The organism is Streptomyces sp. NPDC102360, from assembly GCF_044766085.1.
GTDB lineage: Bacteria > Actinomycetota > Actinomycetes > Streptomycetales > Streptomycetaceae > Streptomyces.
The window spans coordinates 52,307-77,621 of record NZ_JBIWLG010000006.1; the positions used below are offsets into that span (position 1 = coordinate 52,307).

Here is a 25,315-nt window from a genome sequence, read left to right on the forward strand (position 1 = left end):
GGCCATGGATCTTGGACTGAAGGACCGTGTGTACGTAGTCACCGGCGCGACGCGGGGCCTCGGCAACGCGGCCGCGCGCGAGCTGGTCGCCGACGGCGCGAAGGTCGTCATCAGCGGGCGCGACGAGCAGAAGGCCAAGGAGGCGGCGGCCGCACTCGGCCCGAACGCGTTCGGCGTCGCCGCCGACAACTCCGACCCGGACGTCGCCGAGCACCTCATCGGGGCGGCCCGCGAGCAGTTCGGCTCCTTCGACGGGATCCTGGTGAGCGTCGGCGGGCCCCCGCCCGGCTTCGTCGCCGACAACACGGACGAGCAGTGGACGGCCGCGTTCGAGTCCGTGTTCCTCGGGGCGGTGCGGCTCGCCCGGGCGGCCGCGGCGCAGCTGGAGGAGGGCGGCGTCATCGGGTTCGTGCTCTCCGGCTCCGTGCACGAGCCGATCCCCGGCCTGACCATCTCGAACGGGCTGCGGCCCGGGCTCGCCGGTTTCGCCAAGTCCCTCGCGGACGAGCTGGGGCCGCGCGGCATTCGTGTCGTGGGGCTGCTGCCCGCGCGGATCGACACGGACCGGGTGCGCGAGCTGGACGGTCTGGCGGCGGATCCGGAGGCGGCCCGGACGGCGCAGGAGTCCCGGATCCCGCTGCGGCGGTACGGGACTCCTCAGGAGTTCGGGCGGGCGGCGGCGTTCTTCCTGTCACCCGCCGCGTCCTACCTCACCGGCGTGATGCTGCCGGTGGACGGGGGCTTCCGGCACGGGTTCTGAGGGGCCGGGTGAGTGCTCAGCTCACCCGTTCCGCCCTGTGCTTGACCGCGCGCAGGCGGACCTCCGTCGGGAGTTCCGCCAGGCCCGCCGAGTCCCTCGCCTGCCTCAGGGAGTCCTCGCTCAGCAGTCGCAGCGCCTCGCCGGGAACCGCGTGCGGCTCCAGGGTGAGGGTCGCGCGCGCCTGCGGGGTGGAGCGGCGGCCGGTCAGCCGCACGCCGGCCCGGTCGACCCCGTCCAGGGACTCCGCGCCGCTCGCGAGGACGTTCTCCAGGGCCCGGCCCCGCAGCAGCGCCCCTTCGCCGTCGCCGCTGTCGACCAGCACCTCGGCGAGCCTGCGGCGCCGCAGCTGGGCCACCAGCCACCACAGGGCGAACAGCACGACGACGCCGAGCACGGCGATCACGGTGGGCCAGAACCAGCCCTCGTCGTGCCAGCGCGCCCGGTCGGCATCGCTGACCAGCACGTCGTCCGGGCCGTCGTGGATCCACCACGACGGCGCCTTCACCCCGAGCCCGACGGCGAGCACCGAGCCGCCGCCGAGTACGAGGACGAGCCCCAGCAGGCCTAGCACGATCCGGTTGACGGTCCTGAGCACGCCGCTCATCCCTTCTTCCCCGGCCGTGCGACACGCACGGACAGGCCCGGCGCCTTGCCGAGCCCCAGCTGCTTGATCCCGTCACCGAGCGTGGCGTCCAAGTCGGTCCGTACGTCGTCGAGTTCACGGAAGTGCGAGAGCGCCCGCACGTCCACCTTGGAGCGCTTCATACGGACGCGTACGGACTGCACGCCCGACACCTCCATGGCCCGGTCGCGCAGCACCATCGCCGCGGCGTCCCGGTGCAGCACCGCGCGGACCTCGGAGTGCGTGCGGCGCATCGGCAGCAGGGCACGCAGCCCCGGCGTCGCCGCCAGCACGATCAGCCACAGGCCGAGCGCGGCCGCGACGCCCGCGCCGATGAGGACGGCGGTGTCGTCGAGGGTCCGTGTGGAGAGCTCGTCCGCGAGCGTCTGCCGCCACTGCATGGACTCGCGCCCCGCCCGCACCGCGGCCACGTCGTAGAGCAGCAGCCCGGCGGCGGCCAGGATCACCAGGGCCACGAGCGCCGCCGGGACGCGCCGCCCCGACCAGAAACGGCTCGCCTTCGGCTCGCTCTCCAGCGTGGGATGCGGCTCGTACGAGGCGGCGGACGCCGACTGGTCGAGCTCGCTGCTCCCGTCCCGCTCGACCACCGGAATCGGCCGGGTGGGTTCGCTCATCGGATCCTCCCCCGGTCCGTCCCACGGGTGTGCGCCGAGTGCAGCCGCTCGACCTGCACGGCCACCTCGGGCACTTCCATTCCCGCCAACTCCCTTACCCGCTGCGACACTTGACGACGCACGGCACCGCACTGGCGGCCGATGTCCGTCGGATACTCCAGCTCAAGACTGATCCGGACCCGCGCACTGTCCTGCCGTACGGTGACCGTGGCGTTGGGCGCCGCCCCGTCCTCGGGGATCCGGTCGAGTGCCTCTCGTGCCGCGTGCGCGGCGATCTTCGCGACGACCCGGTCGGCGATCCGGGTCGCGCCGCGCTCGGCCGGCGCGACCTGTGCCGCCATCGGTCACCCCCGCCGATCGCCGCGCGAACGGAAGAACTCGCCGACTTCCAGGTCCCCTTCCAGGAACCGGCCCGCGACGAAACCGATGGCGCCGAGCGCCGCCACCAGCAGGAAGGCCCCGAAGCCGCCGAAGTATCCGGCGAATCCGAGGGCCATGCCGGCGATCATGCCGACCACGGCCAGATTCATCGTGCGCTCCTCCTAGGGAAGCCCGTAGCTACGCCGGCGGATGTCATTGGAGCCGTGACTCCGGCTCTTCGTCCTCCTCGTCCGGCAGCTTCACGTCGCTGACGGCGATGTTGACCTCGACGACCTCGAGCCCGGTCATGCGCTCGACGGCGACGATCACGTTCTCCCTGACGGCGCGCGCGGTGTCCGCGATCGACACGCCGTACTCGACGACGATCTCCAGATCGAGCGCCGTCTGTACCTCGCCGACCTCTGCCTTCACCCCGCGCGACACGGACTTGGCGCCGCCGGGGACCCGGTCGCGCACCGCGCCGAACGTGCGGGAGATGCCGCTGCCCATGGCATGGACGCCGTCGACGTCGCGTGCCGCGAGGCCCGCGATCTTCTCGACGACGCCGTCGGCGATGGTCGTCCGCCCCCGGGCGGCGGGGTCGCCGCCGCCCCGCTTGGTCACATTGGTCTTGGCTGCGGCCGAACCGGGCGTCTCGCCCGGCTTCTGCGCGGTGTCACTCATCGGGCCGTCCCCTCGGTGAGGTGGGATCTCGGTGAAGTGCTGCTTTCTTTTGCCCACATTAGGTCCAGTTACCGGAAGGCGCGCTCGGTATGGGGCAGCCTGGGGCAATGACGGGTGATCGATGGACAGAGGCAGTGCGTACGCAGCTGGGGCTCGGCCGACTGCTGCCGCTCGGCGGTGCGCAGGACGGCGCGTGGCTCACGGAACCGGCGGCGGCGCAGGCGCTGCGCCGTGCGGTTCAAGGGCTGCGCGGCGTACGTCTCGGTGCGCTGCGGCTCGGTCTCGCCGACCCCGACACGGCGGCGGAGCCCGCGGTGCAGGCCCCGCCGAGCGCGCTGCCACCGGGGGCGTTGCGGCTCACGGCGGAGTGTGCGGCGACGGCGGACGAACCGTTGCCGGTTGCCGCCGATCGGCTGAGGGAGGCGCTCGCGGGGGCGGCGGAGTGGGTCGGCCTGGTGGTGGCGGAGGTCGACCTCCAGGTCACGACGCTGCTCGATGAGGCCGATCAGGTGGCGGACGGGGATGTGGATACCGGTTCCGCCGATGATCCGGGACCCGACGCCTCGAAGTCGGCCGCTTCCTCCGGGGACGTGGGGCGGGCCGCGGAGGCCGCGCTCGGGGTGCCGGGGGTGGCGCGGTTGACCGGGGCGCTCGGTGGTCTGGGTCGGGCGATCCACATCGAGGAGCAGGCGTCCGGTGAGGTGGCGCCGGCGCGGCGGCATGTGCGTGTGGAGGTGGCGGTGTCCGCGGGCGTTCGGCCCATCGAGGTGACCGGGGCGGTCCGCAGAGCCGTGGCCACGGCCCTGCCGGACGGGCCCACCGTCGCGGTGCTGGTCACGGAGATCGCCACGTAGGTCGCCCCCGCCGCCCCTTCCCGTCCCTGGGGGCTACGCCCCCAGACCCCCTGTCCTCAATCGCCGGACGGGCTGGAATGAAGCGCCGGACGGGCTGGAGTGGTGTCTAGTCGCCCAGGCCGGCCAGGTCGCGGAGGCGGCGGGACTGGGCTGCTCGTTCCGCGGTGCGCTGGGCGTCGAGGGTGCGGTCGGCCGCTCCCTGGAGCAGGGCCTTCGTCTCGATCACGGCGTCGCGGGGCGCGGCCATGAGGGCCGCGACCAGGTCCTGGGTCGCGTCCGCGAGCTCACCCGCGGGGACGGACACGTTGGCCAGGCCGCTGCGTACCGCCTCGTCGGCGTGGACGTAGCGCCCGGTGACGCAGATTTCGAGGGCGCGCGCGTAACCGACCAGCGAGACGAGCGGATGCGTACCCGTCAGGTCAGGCACCAGGCCGAGACTGGTCTCGCGCATGGAGAACTGCACGTCGTCGGCGACGGCGCGCAGATCGCAGGAGAGGGCGAGCTGGAACCCGGCTCCGATGGCATGCCCCTGCACCGCGGCGACCGACAGGATGTCGCTGCGCCGCAGCCACGTGAACCCGTCCTGGTACTCGGCGATCGTCGCGTCGAGGACGTGGTCGTCGCCGCGCGCCAGGTCGAGGAAGGACGGCTCACCGTCGAAGCCCTCGGGCGTGAAGGCCTGCCGGTCGAGGCCCGCGGAGAAGGACTTGCCCTCACCGCGCACCACGACGACCCGCACGGACCCCGGCAGGGCACGCCCGGCCTCGCCCAACGCCCGCCACAGAGCGGGACTCTGGACGTTGCGCTTGTCCGGGTTGGTCAGACTGACCGTGGCGATCGCATCGTCGACGGTGAGCCGGACGCCGTCCTTGTCGAGCAGCGGTGCGGGCAGGTTCATCTGGGCCTCCGGGTCTGCGCAGCCGTACGTAAGTGACTGCACAGTAACCACCCGGCCGGACAGCGGACCGACCGGGTGGTCAGTTGGAGCCAGTGAGCCGGACGAGCCCGACGAGGGTCAGGCCGACGTGGCCTTTTTGCCTCGCGTGGCCCCGCCGCGTCCCCGCAGCGTGACCCCGGATTCGCTCAGCATCCGATGCACGAAGCCATACGAGCGGCCGGTTTCCTCGGCCAATGCCCGAATGCTCGCACCGGAGTCGTACTTTTTCTTCAGGTCTGCCGCGAGCTTGTCGCGCGCGGCGCCGGTTACCCGGCTGCCCTTCTTCAGAGTCTCGGCCACCCGTGCCTCCTCGTGGGAAGTGCGCTCTGGATTTCCCATGATCACCCCTTGCGGGCTTCCTGGCCACCCATTCGGCAAGGTCCATGGATCCCCAATTCCGGGTACGACGGGGATCCACACGAGTGGAATCTGGAATTCCGGCGGGGTTTCACGGCCCCGAAAAGGGCCCCCACGACAGAAGTGGCAGGTCAGCCACGGCCCAGGCGCTGCAAGGGCGCCATGCACGACGCGGCCCGGAATTCCATGCACGACACACCTGGGTACGAGGCGATCTCACCCAGATGAAGGATCACGGATCGGCCGAATGATCCAGACGGAGTGGATCATTCAGTGGATCAGCCGGTGACCACCGAGTCGATCACCCAGTGGCTCATCGAGTGGCTCATGCGAGCGCCACGAGATCCGCGTATGTCTGGCCCCACAGGTCCTCGATTCCGTCCGGAAGCAGAATGATCCGCTCCGGCTGCAGGGCGTCCACCGCGCCCTCGTCGTGCGTGACGAGGACGACGGCGCCCTTGTACGTGCGCAGCGCGCCGAGGATCTCCTCGCGGCTGGCCGGGTCGAGGTTGTTCGTGGGCTCGTCGAGGAGCAGCACGTTCGCCGACGACACGACGAGCGTGGCGAGCGCCAGGCGGGTCTTCTCGCCGCCCGAGAGGACCCCGGCCGGCTTGTCGACGTCGTCGCCGGAGAACAGGAACGAGCCGAGCGTCTTGCGCACCTGGATCAGGTCGAGGTCGGGGGCCGCGGAGCGCATGTTCTCCAGGACCGTGCGCTCCGGGTCGAGGGTCTCGTGCTCCTGCGCGTAGTAGCCGAGCTTGAGGCCGTGGCCCTCGATGACCTGCCCCGTGTCGGGCTTCTCTGCGCCGCCGAGGAGCTTGAGCAGCGTCGTCTTGCCCGCGCCGTTGAGGCCGAGGATGACGACGCGCGAGCCCTTGTCGATGGCCAGGTCGACGTCCGTGAAGATCTCCAGGGAGCCGTACGACTTCGACAGACCCTCGGCCATGAGCGGCGTCTTGCCGCACGGCGAGGGCTCGGGGAAGCGCAGCTTGGCGACCTTGTCGGACTGGCGGACCTCTTCGAGCCCGGCGAGGAGCTTGTCGGCGCGCTTGGCCATGTTCTGCGCGGCGACCGTCTTGGTGGCCTTGGCGCGCATCTTGTCGGCCTGCGCGTGCAGCGTGGAGGCCTTCTTCTCGGCGTTCTGCCGCTCGCGCTTGCGGCGCTTCTCGTCGTCCTCGCGCTGCTGCTGGTAGAGCTTCCAGCCCATGTTGTAGACGTCGATCTGGGAACGGTTGGCGTCCAGGTAGAAGACCTTGTTGACGACCGTCTCCATCAGCTCGACATCGTGGGAGATGACGATGAAGCCGCCGCTGTACGTCTTGAGGTAGTCGCGCAGCCAGGCGATCGAGTCCGCGTCCAGGTGGTTCGTGGGCTCGTCGAGGAGCAAGGTGTCCGCGTCCGAGAAGAGGATGCGGGCCAGTTCGATACGACGGCGCTGACCACCGGAGAGCGTGTGCAGGGGCTGGCCGAGCACGCGGTCGGGGAGGTTCAGCGCGGCGGCGATGGTGGCGGCCTCGGCCTCGGCGGCGTACCCGCCCTTGGTCAGGAACTCCGTCTCCTGGCGCTCGTACTGCCGCAGGGCCTTGGCCTGCGTGGCACCCGAGCCGTTCGCGATGCGCTGCTCGTTCTCGCGCATCTTGCGGATCAGGGTGTCCAGGCCGCGGGCGGACAGGATGCGGTCGCGGGCCAGCACGTCGAGGTCGCCGGTGCGCGGGTCCTGCGGGAGGTAGCCGACCTCGCCGGAGCGGCTGATGGTGCCGCCGGCCGGGATGCCCTCACCGGCCAGGCACTTCGTGAGGGTCGTCTTGCCCGCTCCGTTGCGGCCGACCAGGCCGATGCGGTCGCCCTTGGCGATACGGAAGTTGGCGTTCTCGATGAGCATGCGCGCGCCCGCGCGCAGTTCGATGCCGGATGCGGTGATCAAGGGAGGTACTCCAGGACAGGATTAACGGCTGGTTGACAGGGCGGGGGCCAATCAGCGCCGCTAATGCACCCAGAGAAGGAACGTCATACGAACCAGTTTACCGGTGTCGTGCAAACGCTTTTCCCAGGCGTGCCCCGTCCCCCGTTCGGCCCTCGGATCCGGCGCCGCTGACCAGGGACGTAACAGGATGAGGAGGTCGATGACCGGCGAGAAGGCGGTGCGCATGCAGTTCGACGACGACGCGCGTCTGGACACCTCAGAGGTCCAGGACGTACGCGGCAGCCGGCTTCCCGGCGGGAGAGCGGCCATGGGGGGCGGTTTCGCGGGGGTCATCGCGCTCGTCCTCGGGCTGCTCTTCGGCACGGACCAGTTCGGGCTCTCCGACGGGACCACCGGCGCCCCGGCCGCGCAGATGTCCAGCGAGGCGCAGGTCCAGGAGCAGTGCCGCACGGGCTCGGACGCGAACAGCAGGCAGGACTGCCGGACGGTCGCCGTGGTCAACAGCGTGCAGGATTTCTGGAGCGCGGAGTTCGGGCGCAGGAGCGCCACGTACACGCCCGCATCGACGGTGTTCTTCACCAACCAGGTCGCCACCGCGTGCGGCTCGGCGACCTCTTCGGTCGGCCCCTTCTACTGCCCCGGCGACCGGCGGGTCTATCTCGACCTCGGCTTCTTCGACGAGCTGCGCACGAAGTTCGGTTCGAGCGGCGGGCCCTTCGCGCAGGCGTACGTCGTGGCGCACGAGTACGGGCACCACGTACAGAACCTGATGGGCACCCTGACCCGCTCCCAGGACGGGCGTACGGGCGAGAACAGCAACGCGGTGAAGGTCGAGCTGCAGGCCGACTGCTACGGGGGCGTATGGGCGCGGCACGCGACGCGCACGCCCACCGAGTCCACCGGCAGGCCGCTGATCACGAGCCTGACCGACGCGGACATCCGCGACGGCCTGGACGCCGCCGCGGCGGTCGGCGACGACCGGATCCAGGAGCGGTACCAGGGCCGGGTGACGCCCGAGACCTGGACGCACGGCTCGGCGCAGCAGCGCCAGCAGTGGTTCTACCGGGGCTTCGAGAGCGGCGACATGGCCCAGTGCAACACCTTCCGGTGAGCACGGGCCGCTGACGCTCTACGCGCCGCCGGTGTGCACCTGGAAGGCCGCCCTGCGCACCGCCTTGGCGAGCGCCGGGTCGGGATGCGCGGCGGCGAGCGCCACGAGCACCTGCACCGTGCGCGGATGCCCGACGGCGCGCACCTCCTCGATCAGCGCCGGCACCGTCGGCTGCACCGCGGCCTCCAAGTGCCGTACGAGGAGGGGGGCTTCGCCGTGGTCGGCGACCGCGGCGGCGGTGTCGACCCACAGCCAGGTCGCCTCCTCGCGGCTGAGCACCGTGTGCACGTCCTCGGGGTCGGCGCCCTCGTACTCGGCGAGCCACAGCAGGGCGTAGGGGCGCAGATGCGAGTCGTCGGCGGCGCGGCGGACCTCGGGCTCGGCAGGGGCGCCGACGACGCGCAGCGCCTCGAAGGCGAGGCCGCGCAGCAGGGCGTCCTCGCCGCGGGCGGCGTCGAGGAGGTCGGTGACGGCTGTGCCGATGTCACGGGCGGCGAGCCAGGCCCGGTACTCGTCGCGCGCCGCCTTCGGGCGCAGCCGCGCGCAGCCGCGCAGCATGTCCTCGGCGGACACCTCGATGTTCCCGGCCGGGGACTGGGCGGCGACGCAGATCTGCTCCAGCTTGACCCACACCGCCCAGCTGCCCAGCGGGGTGAGCGTGGCGTGCCCGTCGTCGTACGTGAGCGCGCCCACGGCGGCGAGGCCGTGCAGGGACCAGTCGAGCAGCGGGAGGAGCGGGGTGTCCTGCGGAGGGGTCGGTGCAGGCTGGGGCCCGAAGGGGATCTCGCAACGTTCCGTGCGCAGTTCCGTGACGCGCTGGTCGAGGAGGTCCAGGAGCTGGGCCGCCGCGACCCGGTCCGCCATCAGCTGGAGGAAGCTCAGCAGTTGCGGCACCGCCTCGACGACCTCGGCCACCGCGGCGGGGTCGGTCTCGTCGGGCGCCGGGTGGACCAGCGACCAGGCGTCGAACAGGGCGACCCAGCCGCGCAGTACGGCGGTGTCGTCGCGGTCCCAGGCACGCAGCCGCCAGCCGGGCCGGGCGCTGGCTCCGTGCACCTCGACGAGTCCCGCGAGGCGGGCCGTGTCCCAGTCGGCACGGACCTGACCGACCGTCAGTTCAAGCTCGTCCGCGGCACGCAGGGCGGTCTCGTCGGAGAGTGTGCCCTTGCCGTCACGGGCGGCCATGTTGTTGCCGGGGCCGATCCTGGCGTCCGCCCAGCGGGCCACGCGGACGGCGTCGGCGAGGTCGCGGCGCGCGGCGCGGGCGAGCTCCGCGGGCGGTGGAGTGCCCTCCGGTGGGCGGGGTGCCGGACGGCGTGCGGCGACCGGCCGCGGGGTCGGGGCGGCCAGGGGCTGGCGGCGCGGGCTGACGAGTCGGAGCCGGGAGTCGCGCGGGGTACGGGACGTCACGAAGGGCAGTCTCTCGGTTGACCCCGCCAATTCCCAAACGGGCGCCCCCTGAAGCCGTTACATCAACGGCGTCAGGAACCTTCTCAGCGCCTCCTCGTAGCCCTTCGGATCCGCGTTCCACATCGCGTTGTGCGGGGCCTCGTCGACCTCGTGGAGGGTCACCAGGTCCGGGCGGCGGTCCGCCAGGCGGCGGGAGAGCGCCCACGGGGACACCTCGTCGCCGGGGCCGTGGACCAGGAGCGTGGGGACCTTGAGGACGCGCGGGTCGGCGGCCTGCGCGAGGCGGTCGCCGCGCAGGCCCGTGCGGCCCTGCGCGGCGCGGACCGCGAGCGGGAGCAGCGGGCCCGGGGTGCGCCGGGCGCGGGCCAGGGCGCGCAGCGTCGCCTCCCAGCTGAGCACCGGCGAGTCCAGGACCAGGCCCTTGATCCGGTCGCGCAGCGCCGAGTGGGCCGTTGCGTGCAGGGCCATCGCGGCGCCGGTCGAGAAGCCGAGCACGATGACGTCGCGGGCGCCGTACCGCACGGCGTAGCGGATCGCCGCGTCGAGGTCGCGCCACTCCGTCTCACCGAGGTGGCCGAGGCCGTCCGGGGAGCGGGGCGCGCCGAGGTCGCCGCGGTAGGCGAGGTCGAGCACCGGGAACTGGTGGTGGTGCAGGAACCCCATGAGGTTCATGGGGTGCTCGCGGGTGGTGCCGAGGCCGTGCACGGTGATCACCCACGTGTCCCGGGTGCCGGGCACGAACCACGCGGGCAGCGCGCCGAGTTCACCCGGCACGTCGACGTCCGCGTGGTCGAGGCCGAGCGCCGCCTTGGGGTCACCGATGTGCACCTGGGGTGTCAGCCAGGCCTTGGCGCCGGGTTCCAGCGTGCCGTGGGTGACCCGCTCCAGGCGGCGTACGACGGTGTCGGCGGAGGTCGTGGCCGATTCGACGACCGGGCCGACCACCGCGTGGTAGCCGTCGCCCTGCAGCCCGTACGTACCGGGGCGCAGCGAGGCCAGGTCGCGGGTCAGGGTGACCTGGCCCGCGGCGGTGGCGTGCACGGTGAGCCTCGGCTCGGTGGGCAGCGGGCGGCCTGCGGGCGCCTTGAGCGCGGCGTCGCTGGCCAGGCGGCCCACGGCAATCGCGGCGGCCGAGGCCCCTAGGACGGCGGTGACGGCAGCGGCCGTCGCGTTGGCGGTGCGCACCCGTCCAGTGTCCTGGCCCGCGCCCGCCCCGGCCAGTGGGACGACGATTCAGGGTGACGTTTCGGTCGGCCCCTGCTGCCCGTACCCGCTCAGCCGCTCCCCCACCTCGCGCAGCTGCCCCCCGGTCAGCAGCGACGGGGTGCGGCCGGGGACGGAGTGGGCGGTGAGCCACAGGCGGCACATCCACTCCAGTTGGGCGGTGCGGTCGTAGGCGGCGGCGAGGGTGGCTCCGTATGTGAGGGCGCCATGGTTCTGGAGCAGACATCCCGTGCGGTCGGCCAGCGCGAGCAGCATGTTCTCGGCCAACTCTCGGGTTCCGTACGTGGCGTAAGGGGCGACCCGGACGGGACCGCCGAGCGCCGCCGTCATGTAGTGCACGGGCGGGAGTTCGGGCACGAGCGTGGAGACCGCGGTGGCGTGCACGGCGTGGGTGTGCACGACGGCGCGGGCGTCGGTGTGCCGGTAGACCGCCAGGTGCATGGGGAGTTCGCTGGTCGGCTTCAGGGTGCCGGCCCGCCGCTCGCCGTCGAGGCCGACGGCGAGGAGATCGTCCGGGCCGAGCTCCTCGTACGGAACACCGGTGGGCGTCACGAGCACGGTGTCGCCGACCCGCACCGAGACATTGCCCGAGGTCCCGACGACCAGCCCGTCCGCCACCGTCCGACGGGCCGTCGCCACCAGGTCCTGCCATGCCGCCCCGAGTTCCTGAAGCTGTGTCATGGCGCGCATCCTGCCAGCCGCCTGACGGTGCGACCGGTGCAGATCGGTACGGAGCCCGATCCTCCGGAATGCCCCATATGGGGATTGAATACTCTCTGATGTTATTTGGCTGGGCTTGGCCGGGTAATTAGTGATCTCTCGCTACTCTCTGGGAGTTCCCTGGGGATTTGTCATGCACGTCGTCACTTTCGGGGGTATTCATGGCTCTCAGCCGCACCGCCGCGTCCCCGCGTCGCCGCCGCGCCGCCGCGCTCACGTCCGTCGCCGCGCTGACCCTCGGCGGCACCCTGCTCGCGGAGCTGCCGGCCAACGGCGCGGGCAAGCCGCGCGGGCACGACGTCTCGTCGCACCAGAAGAACGTGAACTGGCAGAAGGCGAAGAGCAAGGGCGCCCGGTTCGCCTACGTCAAGGCGACCGAGTCGACGAACTACCGCAATCCCTACTTCTCCCGGCAGTACAAGGGCGCCCGGAACGCGGGCATCATCCGCGGCGCCTACCACTTCGCAGTGCCGCACAAGTCCTCCGGGAAGGCGCAGGCCTCGTACTTCGTGCGCAACGGCGGGGCGTGGCGGCGCGACGGCTGGACGCTGCCGCCCGCGCTCGACATCGAGTACAACCCGTACGGCAAGGGCAAGCACCCCTGCTACGGGCTGCGGAAGTCGACGCTGGTGTCCTGGATCAAGTCCTTCAGCAACGAGATCGTGCGCAAGACCGGGCGCCGTCCGGTCATCTACACCAACGCGCGGTGGTGGAAGCAGTGCACCGGCAACAGCGGGGCGTTCGCCTCCAACCACGCGTTGTGGCTCGCCCGGTACGACCAGCGCGCGGGCGCACTACCGGCGGGCTGGACCTACTGGACGTTCTGGCAGTACGACGACAGCGGCCGGCTGCCGGGTGACCAGAATCTCTTCAACGGCTCAATGGCCCAGCTCAAGCGGTTCGCGCGGGGGTAGCCGAAAGGCACGGACGAAGGTCCCCGGAGCCCCTGGTTCCGGGGCCGAGAGCGCCTCGAACCGGAACCGGCGGTGCCGCCTCGTGGCAAGCGGAGCGGAACCCCTCCGGATCGGGTCACCGGGGCGCCCGGCCCAGTTCATCTTCCGTTCACTCGGGCTCTTTACGTTCCAAGTGCCACTGACGTCCAACCGAAGCCTGGGTAAATGGAACACATCACGCTGCTCCTAGCGATCGTGATCGTTACCGCGCTGGTCTTTGATTTCACCAACGGTTTCCACGACACCGCCAACGCGATGGCTACGACCATCTCGACCGGCGCTCTCAAGCCGAAGACGGCGGTGGCCATGTCCGCCGTGCTGAACCTCGTCGGAGCGTTCCTCTCCGTCGAAGTCGCGAAAACCATCTCCGGCGGCATCGTCAATGAGGACGGCCTCAAGACAGAGGTCATCTTCGCGGCGCTGGTGGGCGCCATCCTCTGGAATCTGCTGACCTGGCTGGTCGGGCTGCCGTCCAGTTCCTCGCACGCGCTGTTCGGCGGGCTCATCGGCGCCGCCGTCATGTCGATGGGCTGGTCGTCCGTGAACGGCGGGACCGTCGTCACCAAGGTGCTGCTGCCCGCGGTGGCCGCGCCGCTCGTCGCCGGCATCGCCTCGCTGCTGGCCACCCGCCTGACGTACCGCATCAGCAAGAAGACGGACCAGAAGGCGACCGCGAAGGGGTACCGCGCCGGGCAGATCGCCTCCGCCGGGCTCGTCTCCCTCGCGCACGGCACGAACGACGCGCAGAAGACGATGGGCATCATCACCCTCGCGCTGATCACCGGCGGCGTCATCGCGCCGCACGCCGACCCGCCGCTGTGGGTCATCGTCTCGGCCGGTATCGCCATCGCGATGGGCACGTACCTGGGCGGCTGGCGCATCATCCGCACCATGGGCAAGGGCCTCACCGAACTCGCGCCGCAGCAGGGCTTCGCGGCGCAGACCAGTGCGGCGACCGCGATCCTCGCCTCCTCGCACCTGGGCTTCTCGCTCTCCACCACGCAGGTCTGCTCCGGCGGTGTGATGGGCGCGGGCCTCGGCCGCAAGGGCGGCGTCGTCCGCTGGTCGACCGCCTCCCGGATGTTCATCGCGTGGGGTCTGACCCTGCCGGCCGCGGGCCTGGTGGGCGCGGGCGCCGAGTTCCTGACCAAGCAGGGCCCGTGGGGCATCGGCCTCACCGCCGCGCTGCTCGTGACCGGCTCGGGGATCATCTGGAAGCTCTCGCGTCGCAACTCCATCGACCACACCAACGTCACGGCGGACGAGCCGCACGCCGCCCCCGCGCAGGAAGCGCAGGAGGCCCCGGGCGTCGTCACGACCGCGATCGCCGCGGTCACACCGCCGCCGGCGGGCACGGTCGAGTCGGCCGAGTCCGAGGCGAAGGTCCCCGACCGCCCGAAGGCCGGTGCGGTGAACGATCCCGCGCGCCCCGCCGGCGCCACGCTGTAGTCAGCGCTGTAGCTCAGAAGGAAGCAGGGCAGGAATGAAGATCGACTGGGCGGCCCTCGGCTCCGTGTTCGGTGTCTCTCTCGTCGTCACCGTGGCCCTCGTCGGCCTGTTCACCCTCGGCATCGTGGGCCTCTCCAAGCGGGAGTCGGCGGCGCGTGACGGTGGTTCGGCCGCGGTCGCGACCTCCGGGGCGTATGTCTGCTTCGCGCTGTGCGCGGCGGCCGTCGCCTACGGGATCCATCTGATCGTGGCCTGACCCGGCACAGGGCACAGGGCCTGCGAAGGCGGGGTGCGGGGCGTTCGGCGTCCCGCACCCCGCCTTCGCGCGTACGCCTCAACAGCAAGTTGACGTGCCAACTCGGAGCGTGGTGGACTTCCCCCGCCATATACGGCAGCAGTTTAGGAAGCCGGTGCGAATCCGGCGCGGTCCCGCCACTGTGAGCCCCCTCCTCCAAAGGGGCGAGCCAGGAACTCTCGCTGCCGGTCTCGTCGAACCAGGGCGTGGACACCCTGAGTGAGGACACCTACCGCCATGCTTGCCCCACGCGGCAACTGGCGGCGCGAGCGCGTGTATGCGTGCGGTGCCGCCGCCGGGATCTTCGCCGACCTGCTGCTCGGCGATCCGCGCCGCGGGCACCCCGTCGCCGGATTCGGGCGCGCCGCCGCGACCGTCGAGCGTGGGCTGTGGCGGGACCACCGTGGCGCGGGCGCCCTGCACACCGTGGTGTGTGCCGGTGGCGCCGCCGCTCTCGCCGCTGTCGCCTCCCGTGTCGTACGCGACTCCCCCGCCGCCTCCGTCGCGTTGACGGCCGCCGCCACCTGGGCCGTCGTCGGCGGCACCTCGCTGGGCCGCGAGGCCCGCGGTGTGGAGTCCGCCCTGGAGGCCGGGGACGTGGAGCTGGCGCGGGAGCTGCTGCCCCGGCTGTGCGGCCGTGATCCGCAGGGGCTCGACGCCGACGGGATCGCGCGCGGCGTGGTCGAGTCCGTCGCCGAGAACACCTCCGACGCCGTCGTGGGAGCCCTCGTGTGGGGCGCGCTCGGCGGCGTGCCGGGCCTGGTCGCCTTCCGCGCCGTGAACACGCTCGACGCGATGGTCGGGCACAAGTCCGTGAAGTACCGGCGGTTCGGCTGGGCCTCGGCCCGCCTCGACGACGTGGCCGGCTGGCCGGGGGCCCGGCTGACCGGTGTGCTCGCCGTCCTCGCCGGTGGCAGGCCCCGAGAGGCACTGGACGCGTGGCGGGCGGACGCCGGGCGGCATCCGAGCCCGAACGCCGGTGTCGTCGAGTCCTCCTTCGCGGGGGCCCTCGGGGTACGCCTCGGCGGCACCTTGGCGTACGGCGGCCGGGTCGAGCACCGGCCGGTGCTGAACGCGCCGGGGCGCGCCGTCGAGGTGCGTGATGTGGATCGGGCCGTGCGGTTGTCACGGCGGGTGTCTCTGTTGGCGTTGGGAGTCTGTGTGGGTGCGCGAGTCTGTGTGGGTGCGCGACTGGTACGAGCGCGGGGTCGGCGATGACGGGCGGAGGGCTGCTCGTCGCGGGGACCACCTCCGACGCCGGGAAGAGTGTCGTCACCGCCGGGATCTGCCGGTGGCTGGTGCGGCAGGGCGTGAAGGTCGCGCCGTTCAAGGGGCAGAACATGTCCCTGAACTCGTTCGTGACCAGGGAGGGCGCCGAGATCGGGCGGGCGCAGGCCATGCAGGCGCAGGCCGCGAGGGTGGAGCCGAGCGCGCTGATGAATCCGGTGCTGCTCAAGCCGGGCAGCGACCGGAGCAGTCAGGTCGTGCTCATGGGCAAGCCAGTCGGCGAGTTGAGTGCGCGGGGCTATCACGGAGGGCGTCAGGCGGCGCTGCTCGACACCGTGGTGGGGTGTCTGGAGGAGCTGCGGGCCACCCATGACGCCGTCATCTGTGAAGGGGCCGGGTCGCCCGCGGAGATCAATCTGCGGCGGACGGACATCGTGAACATGGGGCTTGCGCGGGCGGCGCGGCTGCCGGTGCTCGTGGTGGGCGACATCGACCGGGGCGGGGTCTTCGCGTCGTTCTTCGGGACGACGGCGTTGCTCGCGCCCGAGGACCAGGAGCTGCTCGCCGGGTATCTGGTGAACAAGTTCCGGGGCGATGTGAGCCTGCTGGAGCCCGGGCTCGACATGCTCAAGTCCCTTACGGGGCGGGAGACTTACGGAGTGCTGCCGTTCCAGCACGGGCTCGGCATCGACGAGGAGGACGGGCTTCGGGTGTCCCTGCGGGGCGCCGTACGGGAGTCGGTTGTCGCCCCGCCTGTGGGTGCGGACGTGCTGCGGGTCGCCGTGTGTGCGGTGCCTTTGATGTCGAACTTCACCGATGTGGACGCGCTGGCCGCCGAGCCGGGGGTCGTGGTGCGGTTCGTGGACCGGGCCGAGGAGCTCGTCGACGCGGATCTCGTCGTGGTGCCGGGGACGCGCGGCACGGTGAAGGCGCTTGAGTGGCTGCGCGAGCGGGGGCTTGCCGATGCCCTTGCGCGGCGGGCTGCCGAGGGGCGGCCCGTGCTCGGTATTTGCGGTGGGTTCCAGTTGCTCGGCGAGTCCATCGAGGACGAGGTGGAGTCACGGGCCGGGGTTGTCGATGGGCTTGGGCTGCTTCCTGTACGTGTGCGGTTCGAGACCGGGAAGACACTTGCGCGGCCGGTCGGTGAGGCGCTCGGCGAGTACGTCGAGGGATACGAGATTCATCACGGGGTCGCCGAAGTGCTGGGCGGCGAAGCGTTCTTGGACGGGTGTCGGGTCGGGGGTGTGTGGGGGACGCATTGGCACGGGTCGTTGGAGTCGGATGGGTTTCGGAGGGCGTTTTTGCGGGCGGTGGCCGATGCGGCCGGGAGGCGGTTCGTGCCGGCGGCGGATACGTCGTTCGAGGCGTTGCGGGAGGAGCAGCTGGATCGGCTCGGGGATCTGATTGAGAGGCATGCCGATACGGGGGCGCTCTGGCGGTTGATCGAGGGGGGTGCCCCGGCGGGGTTGCCGTTCGTGGCTCCCGGGGCGCCGTCGTGAGATGTCGCCCCCGCCGCCCCTTCCCGTCCCGTCCCTGGGGGCTGCGCCCCCTCGCCCCCCAAAAGATTGCGCCCCGCGGCGGAGCCGCATGTAGGCACAGCCCCGCGCCCCTAATCGTGGAGGTTCGTTTTCGATGAGCACCCCCTTTCCGTTCACTGCCGTCGTCGGGCAGGACGATTTGCGGCTTGCGTTGTTGTTGAATGCCGTGTCGCCCGCCGTGGGGGGTGTGCTCGTGCGGGGGGAGAAGGGGACCGCCAAGTCCACCGCCGTACGTGCTCTGTCCACGCTCATGCCGGACGTCGACGTCGTCGCCGGCTGCCGGTTCTCGTGTGATCCGGCGGCGCCCGATCCGCAGTGCCCCGACGGGCCGCATGCCGACACCCCCGGCTCCCAGCGGGACGCGCGGATGGTCGAGTTGCCGGTCGGGGCCTCCGAGGACCGGCTCGTGGGCGCGCTCGACATCGAGCGGGCGCTCTCCGAGGGCGTGAAGGCCTTTGAGCCGGGGCTGCTCGCCGATGCGCATCGCGGGATTCTGTACGTGGATGAAGTCAATCTGCTGCATGACCACCTTGTTGATCTGCTGCTCGACGCCGCCGCCATGGGCGCCTCGTACGTCGAGCGCGAGGGCGTCTCCGTACGGCATGCCGCGCGCTTCCTTCTCGTAGGGACGATGAACCCCGAAGAGGGCGAGCTGCGGCCGCAGTTGCTCGACCGGTTCGGACTGACCGTGGAGGTCGCGGCCTCGCGTGAGCCGGAGCAGCGGGTGGCGGTCGTCAAGCGGCGGCTCGCCTATGACGACGACCCCGAGGGGTTCGCGGGAACGTGGGCCGACGAAGAGGCCGACGTACGGGCGCGGATCGTCGCCGCGCGTGAGCTGCTGCCCCAAGTACGGCTCGGTGACCGGGCGTTGACGCAGATCGCGGCGACGTGCGCGGCCTTCGAGGTGGACGGCATGCGCGCCGACATCGTGATGGCGCGTACGGCCACCGCGCTCGCCGCCTGGGCGGGGCGTGAGGACGTGCTGGCGGAGGACGTGCGGCAGGCCGCGCTGCTCGCGCTCCCGCACCGCAGGCGCCGGAACCCGTTCGACGCGCCGGGACTCGACGAGGACAAGCTCGACGAGACCCTGGACGAGTTCGGTCCCGAGGACGAGCCGGAGCCGGATCCGGACTCGGACCCTGATGACGATCCGGACGGCCCCGGAGGTGGTCCCGACGGCGGCGGCCCCGGTGGCGGTGTGCCGCCGCAGGACGGGCCGCACGACGCCCCTCAGGAGGCCGGGGAGACGCAGGACCCGCAGGACGCCCCGGCCGGTGACGACCGGGAGGACTCCCCCGAGGCCGAGGAGCCCGCCGCCGCCCCGGCAGCCGGCGGCGGAGCCCGCGAGCAGAAGCCCGTGGCGGCCGGTGAGCCCTTTCGTACGAAGATGCTGAGCGTTCCCGGCCTCGGCGAGGGCGCGGCGGGGCGGCGGTCGCGGGCGCGCACCGAGCACGGTCGCACCACGGGGGCGACGCGGCCCCGTGGCGCCCTGACGAAGCTGCACCTGGCGGCGACCGTGCAGGCTGCCGCCCCGCACCAGCGGGCACGCGGCCGCTCGGGCCGGGGGCTCGTCGTACGCCGCGACGACCTGCGGCAGGCGACCCGCGAGGGGCGCGAGGGGAACCTCGTCCTGTTCGTGGTCGACGCCTCCGGGTCGATGGCGGCGCGGCAGCGGATGACCGCCGTGAAGGGCGCCGTGCTGTCGCTGCTGCTCGACGCGTACCAGCGGCGGGACAAGGTGGGGCTCGTGACCTTCCGGAAGTCGGCTGCCGAGGTCGCGCTGCCGCCCACGTCGAGCGTGGACGCCGCGGCGAGCCGCCTGGAGTCGCTGCCGACCGGCGGGCGCACCCCGCTGGCGGCCGGCCTCCTGAAGGCGCACGACGTACTGCGTGTGGAGCGGCTGCGGGATCCGGCGCGGCGGCCGCTGATGGTCGTCGTGACCGACGGGCGGGCGACGGGTGGACCGGAGCCCGTGCAGCTGGCGGGGCGTGCGGCCGGGCTGCACGCCGCCGAGGGGACGGCGAGCGTCGTCGTCGACTGCGAGACCGGCATGGTGCGGCTCGGGCTCGCCGGGGAGCTGGCCGGACGGCTCGGCGGCACCGCCGTCACGCTGGACGAGCTGCGGGCGGATTCGATCGCCGGGCTCGTGAAGGACGTCACTGGAACGCAGAACACCATCAGGAGGGCCGCTTAAATGCCGCAGGGACAGCCGAGCGTCGTACCGAACGACGGGCTGACGACACGTCAGCGCCGCAACCGCCCGCTGGTGTTCGTGCACACGGGCATCGGCAAGGGCAAGTCGACGGCCGCGTTCGGGCTCGCGCTGCGCGCCTGGAACCAGGGCTGGCCGATCGGGGTGTTCCAGTTCGTCAAGTCGGCGAAGTGGAAGGTCGGCGAGGAGAACGCGCTCAAGACGCTCGGCGCGAGCGGCGAGGGCGGCACCGTGGCCTGGCACAAGATGGGCGAGGGCTGGTCGTGGGTGCAGCGCGACGATCAGGCGGACAACGAGGAGAAGGCGCGCGAGGGGTGGGAGCAGGTCAAGCGGGACCTGGCCAACGAGACGTACAAGCTGTACGTACTCGATGAGTTCGCCTATCCGATGCACTGGGGCTGGATCGACGTCGACGATGTCGTCGAGACGCTGCGCAGCCGTCCCGGGCAGCAGCACGTCGTCATCACCGGCCGCAACGCCCCTGAAAAGCTGGTCGAGTTCGCGGATCTCGTCACCGACATGTCGAAGGTGAAGCACCCGATGGACGAGGGCCAGAAGGGCCAGCGGGGCATCGAATGGTAGGTCCGCAGACTACGCAGGCCGTGGATGTGCCCCGCCTGGTGGTCGCCGCCCCGGCCTCCGGAACCGGCAAGACGACGGTGGCGACGGGTCTGATGGCGGCGTTCGCCGAGCGCGGGCTCGCCGTGTCGCCGCACAAGGTGGGGCCCGACTACATCGACCCCGGCTACCACGCGCTCGCGACCGGGCGTCCCGGGCGGAACCTCGACGCGTACATGTGCGGGCCGGAGCTCGTCGCGCCGCTGTTCGCGCACGGGGCAGCGGGGTGTGAACTCGCCGTCGTGGAAGGCGTGATGGGGCTCTTTGACGGGGCGTCGGGAGAGGGCGAGCTGGCCTCGACGGCGCATGTCGCGAAGCTGCTGAAGGCGCCTGTCGTGCTTGTCGTCGACGCGTCGTCGCAGTCGCGGTCGGTGGCGGCGCTCGTGCACGGTTTCGCCTCGTTCGACCCGGAGGTGCGGCTCGCGGGCGTCATCCTCAACAAGGTCGGCTCCGACCGTCATGAGGAGCTTTTGCGCGAGGCGATGGAGGAGGTCGGGGTTCCGGTGTACGGGGCGCTGCGGCGGACTCCGCAGGTGGCGACGCCTGCGCGGCACCTGGGGCTGGTGCCGGTGGCCGAGCGGAGTGCGGGGGCGGTGGACTCGGTTCGGGCCGCGGCGGCGATGGTGCGGGAGGGGTGTGATCTGGAGGGGTTGCTGGGGCTTGCCCGCAGCGCGCCGGCTCTCCGTACGGATGTGTGGGGTCCCGGTGGGGCGGGAGCGGTGGGCGGCGATGGGGTTGAGGTCGCGGGGCTCCGCCCCGGGCCCCGCTCCTCAATCGCCGGAGGGGCTGAATGTGCCGACCCGGCTGGAATTGTCGTGGCGGTCGCCGGAGGGGCGGCGTTCACCTTCTCGTATGCCGAGCACACGGAGTTGCTGCGGGCGGCCGGGGCCGAGGTCGTCACGTTCGATCCGCTGCACGACGAGCAGCTGCCCGAGAACACCGCGGCTGTCGTGATCGGTGGGGGGTTTCCGGAGGTCTACGCTCCTGAGCTCTCCGCCAATGAACCGCTGCGCAAGGCCGTGGCGGAGTTGGCGCGTTCCGGTGCTCCCGTGATCGCCGAGTGTGCCGGCCTGCTGTACCTGTCCCGTTCGCTCGACGGACAGCCGATGTGCGGGGTGCTCGACGCGGACGCGAAGATGTCCGGCCGGCTGACCCTCGGCTACCGGGACGCCGTGGCCCTGTCCGACAGCCCGCTCACCCCGGCAGGGGCCCGGCTGCGCGGGCACGAGTTCCACAGGACCGTGCTGGAGCCGGGTGCCGGCCCCACCCCCGCCTGGGGCATGCGGCTGCCGACGCGGCGCGTCGAGGGGTTCGTGCAGGGCGGCGTGCACGCCAGCTATCTGCACACGCACTGGGCGGCGCGGCCGGACATCGCGCACCGCCTGGTCCAGTGGAGCGGCGCACGGTGAACGGGTCAGCCCGCGATGCCCACCACGAGCCAGATGAAGGCCGCGCCGGCGACGGTGCACAGCAGCGTCGAGCGGGCCGGGTGATCGTGGTGGGCCTCCGGGAGGATCTCGGCGGCGGCCAGGTAGAGCAGAACGCCGCCGAAGAAGCCGAGATAGCCGCCGAGCAATTGCTCCGGAATGGTGAACAGGAGCGTGGACGCGGCGCCCACGACGGGGGCCGCGGCGTCCGCGAACAGCATGATCAGCGCCTTGCGGCGGGCGTTCCCGTAGAGGCGGGTGATCGTGTACGTGTTGAAGCCGTCGGCGAAGTCGTGGGCGACCACGGCGAGCGCCACGGCCGTGCCCATGCCGCCGCCGATCTGGAACGCGGCGCCGATCGCCATGCCGTCCATCAGGCTGTGCCCGACCATCGCGGACGCCGCCGTGATCCCCACTTCGGGGGCCCGGCCGCCCGACGCCCCCTCCTCCGCCCCGTGGGCGGCCTGGCGGCGGGCCAGCAGGTGCTCCATGATGTGCGCCCCGAGGAACCCGGCCACGAACAGCAGCAGCGCCGCCGGCACCCCGTGCACCTCGCCGCCCGCCGCCTCCAGCGCCTCGGGCAGCAGGTCGAGGCCGACCACGCCGAGCATGAGACCACCGGCGAGGCCGAGCACCAGGTGGCGCCGGTCGGTGACCCGCTGCGCGGTCCAGCCGCCGACCAAAGTCATCAGGAAGGCGCTCAGCGCCACGATCACGGCCATGGCCCCTTGCTAACCCATCCGGGGGCCTGTCCGCACATCCTGGGTGGTGTGGTCGTCGGTGTCGGCGCCCGGTCCGGGGTCTCGGCGGACGAAGTGCTCGGGCTCGTCCGGGCCGTGCTGGCCGAGGCGGGCGCGACGGACGTCCTGGCGCTCGCGACGGTCGACGCGAAGGGCCGGGAGCCCGGCATCGTCGCGGCGGCGCGGGCGCTGGGCGTGCCCCTGGAGACGTACGACGCCGAGCGGCTCGCCGCCGTCCCCGTGCCGCATCCGTCCCCGCGGGCCCGCGCCGCCGTGGGCACCCCTTCCGTCGCCGAGGCCGCCGCGCTCGTACGCGGTGGTGAACTGCTCGTCCCGAAGCGGACGTCGGCCAGGGCGGCCGGGGGTCCGGGCCGGGTGACGTGTGCGGTGGCCCGGCCCGGGTAGGGACCGGCCCGGCTTGTCCTTCCCCCCTGGCCCTCTGGATTCCCCCCCCTCTCGACCTCCTGCAAGGAGCCCGTCCCCATGCGCACCCCTCCCCCGGCCCTGCTCGCCGCCCTGGAGCAACGGCTCGACGACGTTCTGGGCGGCGGCCCCCGCAGACCGCGCGACCGGGCCGATGTGACCGTGCTGCTCGTCGGGAACGGTTCGGCCGACTCCGCCGCCAACGCCGAACTCGCCGCAGCCGCACGGCTGTTGTGGGAGGGCAGCGGCTACGCGGGCGTGGAGTCGGCGTATGTGTCGGCGGCTCCCGACGTGCCCGCGGGGCTCGACCGGTGTGCGGCGCTCGGCGCGCGGCGGGTCGTCGTGCTGCCCTACGGAACCCTGTCCTCGCAGCGGTGCCACGCGCAGGCCGTGGGGTGGGCCGCGGCGCATCCGGAGGTCGACGTGCGCTGCGCGGCCGCCCCCGTCGTGGCGGATCCGGCCGGTGGGCCCGATCTGCGGCACCACGGGGACGCCGAAGTTCGCGACGACGGCGAGAAGTTGACGGATCTCGCGGTGAACGTGCGCACGGGCACGCCGCCGTCGTGGCTGCGGGAGCACATCGCCGGGTCCCTGGACGGGCTCGCGGCGTATCCGGACGGGCGGGCCGCGCGGGCCGCGGTGGCGGCGCACCACGGGGTGCCGGTGGAGCGGGTGCTGCTGACGGCCGGTGCGGCGGAGGCGTTCGTGCTGCTCGCGCGGGCGCTGCGGGTGCGCAGACCCGTCGTCGTGCATCCGCAGTTCACCGAGCCCGAGGCCGCGTTGGAGGATGCCGGGCACGCGGTGGGGAGGGTACTGCTGCGGGCGGAGGACGGGTTCGGGCTCGATCCGGCGCTCGTGCCGCCCGACGCGGATCTGGTGGTCGTGGGGAACCCGACGAACCCGACCTCGGTGCTGCACCCGGCGGATGTGCTGCGGCAGTTGGCACGACCCGGACGGTTCCTCGTCGTCGACGAGGCGTTCATGGACGCCGTGCCGGGCGAGCGGGAGTCGCTGGCCGGGCGGACCGACGTGCCGGGGCTCGTGGTGCTGCGGAGCCTGACGAAGACGTGGGGCCTGGCGGGGCTGCGGGTCGGGTACGTGGTGGCGGAGCCGGAGGTCGTGGCGGAGCTGGAACGGGCGCAGCCGCTGTGGCCGGTGTCCTCGCCCGCGCTGGCGGCTGCGCAGGCGTGCGTGTCGGCGCGCGGGGTCGCGGAGGCGGCGGACGCGGCGGTTGCCGTCGCGGCGGACCGGGAGTATCTGGTGGGGCTGCTCCGGGAGTTGGGGCCGTACGGGGTGTCGGTGGCCGGGCCGGCGGAGGGGCCGTTCGTCCTCGTCCGGGTCCCGGATGCGGGTGTGGTGCGGGAGCGGTTGCGTTCGGCCGGGTTCGCGGTGCGGCGCGGCGACACGTTTCCGGGGCTCGGGGCGGACTGGGTGCGGGTTGCCGTCCGGGGGCGGGCGACGAGTGAGGGGGTCGTGGGGGCGTTGCGGGAAGTGCTTCTCTCACGCATCGGCGGCGAATGAGGCACATTTGAGCCCCTGTGGCGATTGAGCAGCGGGGTCCGGGGCGGAGCCCCGAAGCCCCGGCGCCGCAGGGGCTCAAAAGACTGGGGCTCTGCCCCATACCCCGCTGCTCAATCGCCGCAGGGGCTTGAATTGCCGCAGGTGACCCGGGCAGCTACGCCCGAGTGCGGCCCCGCCGTGCCATGGCCACCGCGCCGCCGCCGGCGACGAGCAGCACGATCGCGCCGCCCACGATGTACGGAGTCATGTCGTTGCCGCCCGTCTCCGCGAGGTCCTGCTTGTCGGACGCCGGCTTCTGGACCGGGGCGTCGGCCTGCTCCCCCTGAGGCTTCGGCGCGGGCGCAGGCGCCTCCGCCGCCTTCGGCGTCTCGCAGGTGGCCTCCGCGAGCGTGACCTCGCCGTCGACCTCGGCGACGTTGAGGTTCAACGGGTTGACGTGGACCTTGAGTTGGAGGGCGGAGGCGGCGGCCGTGGTGTCCGTAGTGGAACGGTTGGAGAGGCCGAGCGTCACCTCGCCGACCTCCGGGACCTTGATGGACGTCGTGCCGCCGGTCGACAGCGTGATCTTCTTGCCGAGGATGGTGACGCCGCCCAGCAGGTTCGACTCGGCGACCGGCTTCTCCCCCGCGACGCACAGCGCCTTGGACGTGACCTGGTCGACCTCGATGAGGGAGAGCAGCGGCAGGCCGGGGACGTGGACCTTGGCGTGGGCGAGCTGCGTGAGGCCCTCCGCCTTCGCCCCCTCGACCGTGGCCCTCGCCTTCGCCACGTCCGCGCGCAGCACGCTGAACGGCTGCCCGTCGTCGACCCCGTCCAACGTCGCGGTCAGCGCGGTCTTGTCGGCGCTCTTGGGTGCCTGCACCTCGTTCAGCGAGACCTTGAGCGGGACGTTCACGGTCTTGTTGAGGAGCGATACGTCGAGTCCTGTGCGGAGCACGACGGCGCCGGCCTTGCCCCCGCTGTGCTCGGTGGCCGCGGCCGGGCCCGCGGTCGCGAGCACGGTGGGGCCGAGGGCGAGCGCGGTGGCCGCGGCGGTCGCGGCGACGCGGCGGGCGGGCGTGCGCAGGACGGTGGTCAGGGTGGAGCTGGGCATGGCGGTGGGACCCCCAAGTACGAGCCGGGACCGTGCGTGACGGGACTGCACGGAACAGGCCGGGACGGAAACAGACGGAAACAGACGGAACGAGACGGAACGAGACGGAACGGGACGGAACCGCCTCGACTGGTCATCGGTAAGGGAATCTTTACGCACTGAGAGTGAACGGGCGGCCACGTTCATCGAGTTCACTCCAAAGTGGCGTTTCCGTGCACGCC

General features: G+C 72.2%; 26 protein-coding genes, 1 pseudogene and 1 riboswitch. Of the genes and pseudogenes, 14 read left to right on the forward strand and 13 right to left on the reverse strand.

Features of this window, described 5'->3' with window-relative positions; all coding sequences use genetic code 11:
* Nucleotides 1-4: 4 nt before the first annotated feature.
* A complete protein-coding gene (locus tag ACIRHA_RS23595; protein WP_403849094.1) occupies nt 5-760 on the forward strand; it encodes an SDR family oxidoreductase in 756 nt (251 codons plus the stop codon).
* 16 nt (nt 761-776) lie between these two features.
* Here the strand turns inward: ACIRHA_RS23595 and amaP are convergent, their stop codons facing one another.
* From amaP to ACIRHA_RS23620, 5 genes are read right to left on the reverse strand one after another with little or no spacing between them, the layout of a single operon-like run.
* Nucleotides 777-1,364 carry an alkaline shock response membrane anchor protein AmaP gene (amaP, locus tag ACIRHA_RS23600; protein WP_403849097.1) on the reverse strand — a complete coding sequence of 196 codons (588 nt, stop codon included), beginning with the start codon at nt 1,362-1,364 and terminating at the stop codon, nt 777-779.
* Nucleotides 1,361-2,017 (reverse strand): DUF6286 domain-containing protein, encoded by a 657-nt coding sequence (locus ACIRHA_RS23605; RefSeq protein ID WP_403849100.1) that lies wholly within the window; start codon nt 2,015-2,017, stop codon nt 1,361-1,363. The genes amaP and ACIRHA_RS23605 overlap by 4 nt, the downstream gene beginning before the upstream one ends.
* Entirely contained in the window at nt 2,014-2,358 is a 345-nt protein-coding gene (locus ACIRHA_RS23610) for an Asp23/Gls24 family envelope stress response protein (RefSeq protein WP_403849103.1), read from the reverse strand. The genes ACIRHA_RS23605 and ACIRHA_RS23610 overlap by 4 nt, the downstream gene beginning before the upstream one ends.
* Before the next feature lie 3 nt (nt 2,359-2,361).
* Nucleotides 2,362-2,547 carry a hypothetical protein gene (locus tag ACIRHA_RS23615; RefSeq protein WP_266721070.1) on the reverse strand — a complete coding sequence of 62 codons (186 nt, stop codon included), beginning with the start codon at nt 2,545-2,547 and terminating at the stop codon, nt 2,362-2,364.
* A 43-nt stretch (nt 2,548-2,590) separates the two neighbouring features.
* On the reverse strand, nt 2,591-3,061 hold the full coding sequence (locus tag ACIRHA_RS23620; RefSeq protein ID WP_403849106.1) for an Asp23/Gls24 family envelope stress response protein: 471 nt from the start codon (nt 3,059-3,061) through the stop codon (nt 2,591-2,593).
* Between the two features lie 107 nt (nt 3,062-3,168).
* Between ACIRHA_RS23620 and ACIRHA_RS23625 the strand changes: the two genes are divergently transcribed.
* Nucleotides 3,169-3,915 carry a nucleopolyhedrovirus P10 family protein gene (locus tag ACIRHA_RS23625; protein WP_403849109.1) on the forward strand — a complete coding sequence of 249 codons (747 nt, stop codon included), beginning with the start codon at nt 3,169-3,171 and terminating at the stop codon, nt 3,913-3,915.
* 106 nt (nt 3,916-4,021) lie between these two features.
* Here ACIRHA_RS23625 and ACIRHA_RS23630 read toward each other — a convergent pair whose 3' ends face one another.
* From ACIRHA_RS23630 to ACIRHA_RS23640, 3 genes are all read right to left on the reverse strand, one after another.
* Nucleotides 4,022-4,813, reverse strand: coding sequence for an enoyl-CoA hydratase/isomerase family protein (locus ACIRHA_RS23630; RefSeq protein ID WP_403849111.1), 792 nt, complete (start codon nt 4,811-4,813; stop codon nt 4,022-4,024).
* A gap of 117 nt (nt 4,814-4,930) precedes the next feature.
* The gene (locus tag ACIRHA_RS23635; protein ID WP_009337982.1) at nt 4,931-5,152 is read right to left on the reverse strand and encodes a helix-turn-helix domain-containing protein; all 222 of its coding nucleotides are present in this window, start codon (nt 5,150-5,152) and stop codon (nt 4,931-4,933) included.
* 382 nt (nt 5,153-5,534) lie between these two features.
* Entirely contained in the window at nt 5,535-7,133 is a 1,599-nt protein-coding gene (locus ACIRHA_RS23640; protein WP_403849114.1) for an ABC-F family ATP-binding cassette domain-containing protein, read from the reverse strand.
* A 223-nt stretch (nt 7,134-7,356) separates the two neighbouring features.
* On the opposite strand from ACIRHA_RS23640, the gene ACIRHA_RS23645 reads away from it, so the two are divergent.
* Nucleotides 7,357-8,244 carry a neutral zinc metallopeptidase gene (locus ACIRHA_RS23645; RefSeq protein WP_403850091.1) on the forward strand — a complete coding sequence of 296 codons (888 nt, stop codon included), beginning with the start codon at nt 7,357-7,359 and terminating at the stop codon, nt 8,242-8,244.
* Nucleotides 8,245-8,262: 18 nt separating this feature from the next.
* On the opposite strand, the gene ACIRHA_RS23650 is transcribed toward ACIRHA_RS23645, so the two are convergent.
* The 3 genes from ACIRHA_RS23650 to ACIRHA_RS23660 are packed head-to-tail and all read right to left on the reverse strand — an operon-like array spanning nt 8,263 to nt 11,568.
* Complete coding sequence (locus ACIRHA_RS23650) at nt 8,263-9,654, reverse strand: hypothetical protein (RefSeq protein WP_403849117.1); 1,392 nt, start codon at nt 9,652-9,654, stop codon at nt 8,263-8,265.
* Nucleotides 9,655-9,711: 57 nt separating this feature from the next.
* Nucleotides 9,712-10,839 (reverse strand): alpha/beta hydrolase, encoded by a 1,128-nt coding sequence (locus ACIRHA_RS23655; protein WP_403849120.1) that lies wholly within the window; start codon nt 10,837-10,839, stop codon nt 9,712-9,714.
* A 48-nt stretch (nt 10,840-10,887) separates the two neighbouring features.
* A complete protein-coding gene (locus ACIRHA_RS23660; RefSeq protein ID WP_403849123.1) occupies nt 10,888-11,568 on the reverse strand; it encodes a class II aldolase/adducin family protein in 681 nt (226 codons plus the stop codon).
* 191 nt (nt 11,569-11,759) lie between these two features.
* On the opposite strand from ACIRHA_RS23660, the gene ACIRHA_RS23665 reads away from it, so the two are divergent.
* From ACIRHA_RS23665 to ACIRHA_RS23700, 8 genes are all read left to right on the forward strand, one after another.
* On the forward strand, nt 11,760-12,512 hold the full coding sequence (locus ACIRHA_RS23665; protein WP_403849126.1) for a lysozyme: 753 nt from the start codon (nt 11,760-11,762) through the stop codon (nt 12,510-12,512).
* Between the two features lie 204 nt (nt 12,513-12,716).
* Complete coding sequence (locus tag ACIRHA_RS23670) at nt 12,717-14,000, forward strand: anion permease (RefSeq protein WP_403849129.1); 1,284 nt, start codon at nt 12,717-12,719, stop codon at nt 13,998-14,000.
* A 34-nt stretch (nt 14,001-14,034) separates the two neighbouring features.
* Complete coding sequence (locus ACIRHA_RS23675; RefSeq protein ID WP_403849132.1) at nt 14,035-14,256, forward strand: hypothetical protein; 222 nt, start codon at nt 14,035-14,037, stop codon at nt 14,254-14,256.
* Between the two features lie 146 nt (nt 14,257-14,402).
* Nucleotides 14,403-14,472, forward strand: a riboswitch (cobalamin riboswitch).
* 60 nt (nt 14,473-14,532) lie between these two features.
* Nucleotides 14,533-15,513 carry a cobalamin biosynthesis protein gene (locus tag ACIRHA_RS23680; protein WP_403849135.1) on the forward strand — a complete coding sequence of 327 codons (981 nt, stop codon included), beginning with the start codon at nt 14,533-14,535 and terminating at the stop codon, nt 15,511-15,513.
* Nucleotides 15,510-17,021: a cobyric acid synthase gene (locus ACIRHA_RS23685; protein ID WP_403849138.1), complete on the forward strand. Its 1,512-nt coding sequence runs from the start codon at nt 15,510-15,512 to the stop codon at nt 17,019-17,021. Before ACIRHA_RS23680 ends, ACIRHA_RS23685 begins: the two co-directional genes overlap by 4 nt.
* A 133-nt stretch (nt 17,022-17,154) precedes the next feature.
* On the forward strand, nt 17,155-19,254 hold the full coding sequence (locus ACIRHA_RS23690) for a putative cobaltochelatase (protein WP_403849141.1): 2,100 nt from the start codon (nt 17,155-17,157) through the stop codon (nt 19,252-19,254).
* On the forward strand, nt 19,255-19,854 hold the full coding sequence (cobO, locus tag ACIRHA_RS23695; protein WP_403849144.1) for a cob(I)yrinic acid a,c-diamide adenosyltransferase: 600 nt from the start codon (nt 19,255-19,257) through the stop codon (nt 19,852-19,854).
* On the forward strand, nt 19,848-21,299 hold the full coding sequence (locus ACIRHA_RS23700) for a cobyrinate a,c-diamide synthase (protein ID WP_403849147.1): 1,452 nt from the start codon (nt 19,848-19,850) through the stop codon (nt 21,297-21,299). The genes cobO and ACIRHA_RS23700 overlap by 7 nt, the downstream gene beginning before the upstream one ends.
* Before the next feature lie 5 nt (nt 21,300-21,304).
* Here the strand turns inward: ACIRHA_RS23700 and ACIRHA_RS23705 are convergent, their stop codons facing one another.
* Nucleotides 21,305-22,039, reverse strand: a complete 735-nt coding sequence (locus ACIRHA_RS23705; protein ID WP_403849151.1) for a ZIP family metal transporter — start codon at nt 22,037-22,039, stop codon at nt 21,305-21,307.
* 48 nt (nt 22,040-22,087) lie between these two features.
* Between ACIRHA_RS23705 and ACIRHA_RS23710 the strand changes: the two genes are divergently transcribed.
* The 3 genes and pseudogenes from ACIRHA_RS23710 (at nt 22,088) to cobC (ending at nt 24,001) form a co-directional block, all read left to right on the forward strand.
* Nucleotides 22,088-22,462, forward strand: a complete 375-nt coding sequence (locus ACIRHA_RS23710) for a cobalamin biosynthesis protein (protein WP_403849154.1) — start codon at nt 22,088-22,090, stop codon at nt 22,460-22,462.
* Between the two features lie 78 nt (nt 22,463-22,540).
* Nucleotides 22,541-22,822 (forward strand): annotated as a pseudogene (locus ACIRHA_RS23715) (CbiX/SirB N-terminal domain-containing protein); the annotation flags it as partial.
* Between the two features lie 81 nt (nt 22,823-22,903).
* A complete protein-coding gene (cobC, locus tag ACIRHA_RS23720; protein ID WP_403850094.1) occupies nt 22,904-24,001 on the forward strand; it encodes an Rv2231c family pyridoxal phosphate-dependent protein CobC in 1,098 nt (365 codons plus the stop codon).
* A gap of 154 nt (nt 24,002-24,155) precedes the next feature.
* Here the strand turns inward: cobC and ACIRHA_RS23725 are convergent, their stop codons facing one another.
* Complete coding sequence (locus ACIRHA_RS23725; protein WP_403849157.1) at nt 24,156-25,094, reverse strand: SCO1860 family LAETG-anchored protein; 939 nt, start codon at nt 25,092-25,094, stop codon at nt 24,156-24,158.
* Nucleotides 25,095-25,315 lie beyond the last annotated feature (221 nt).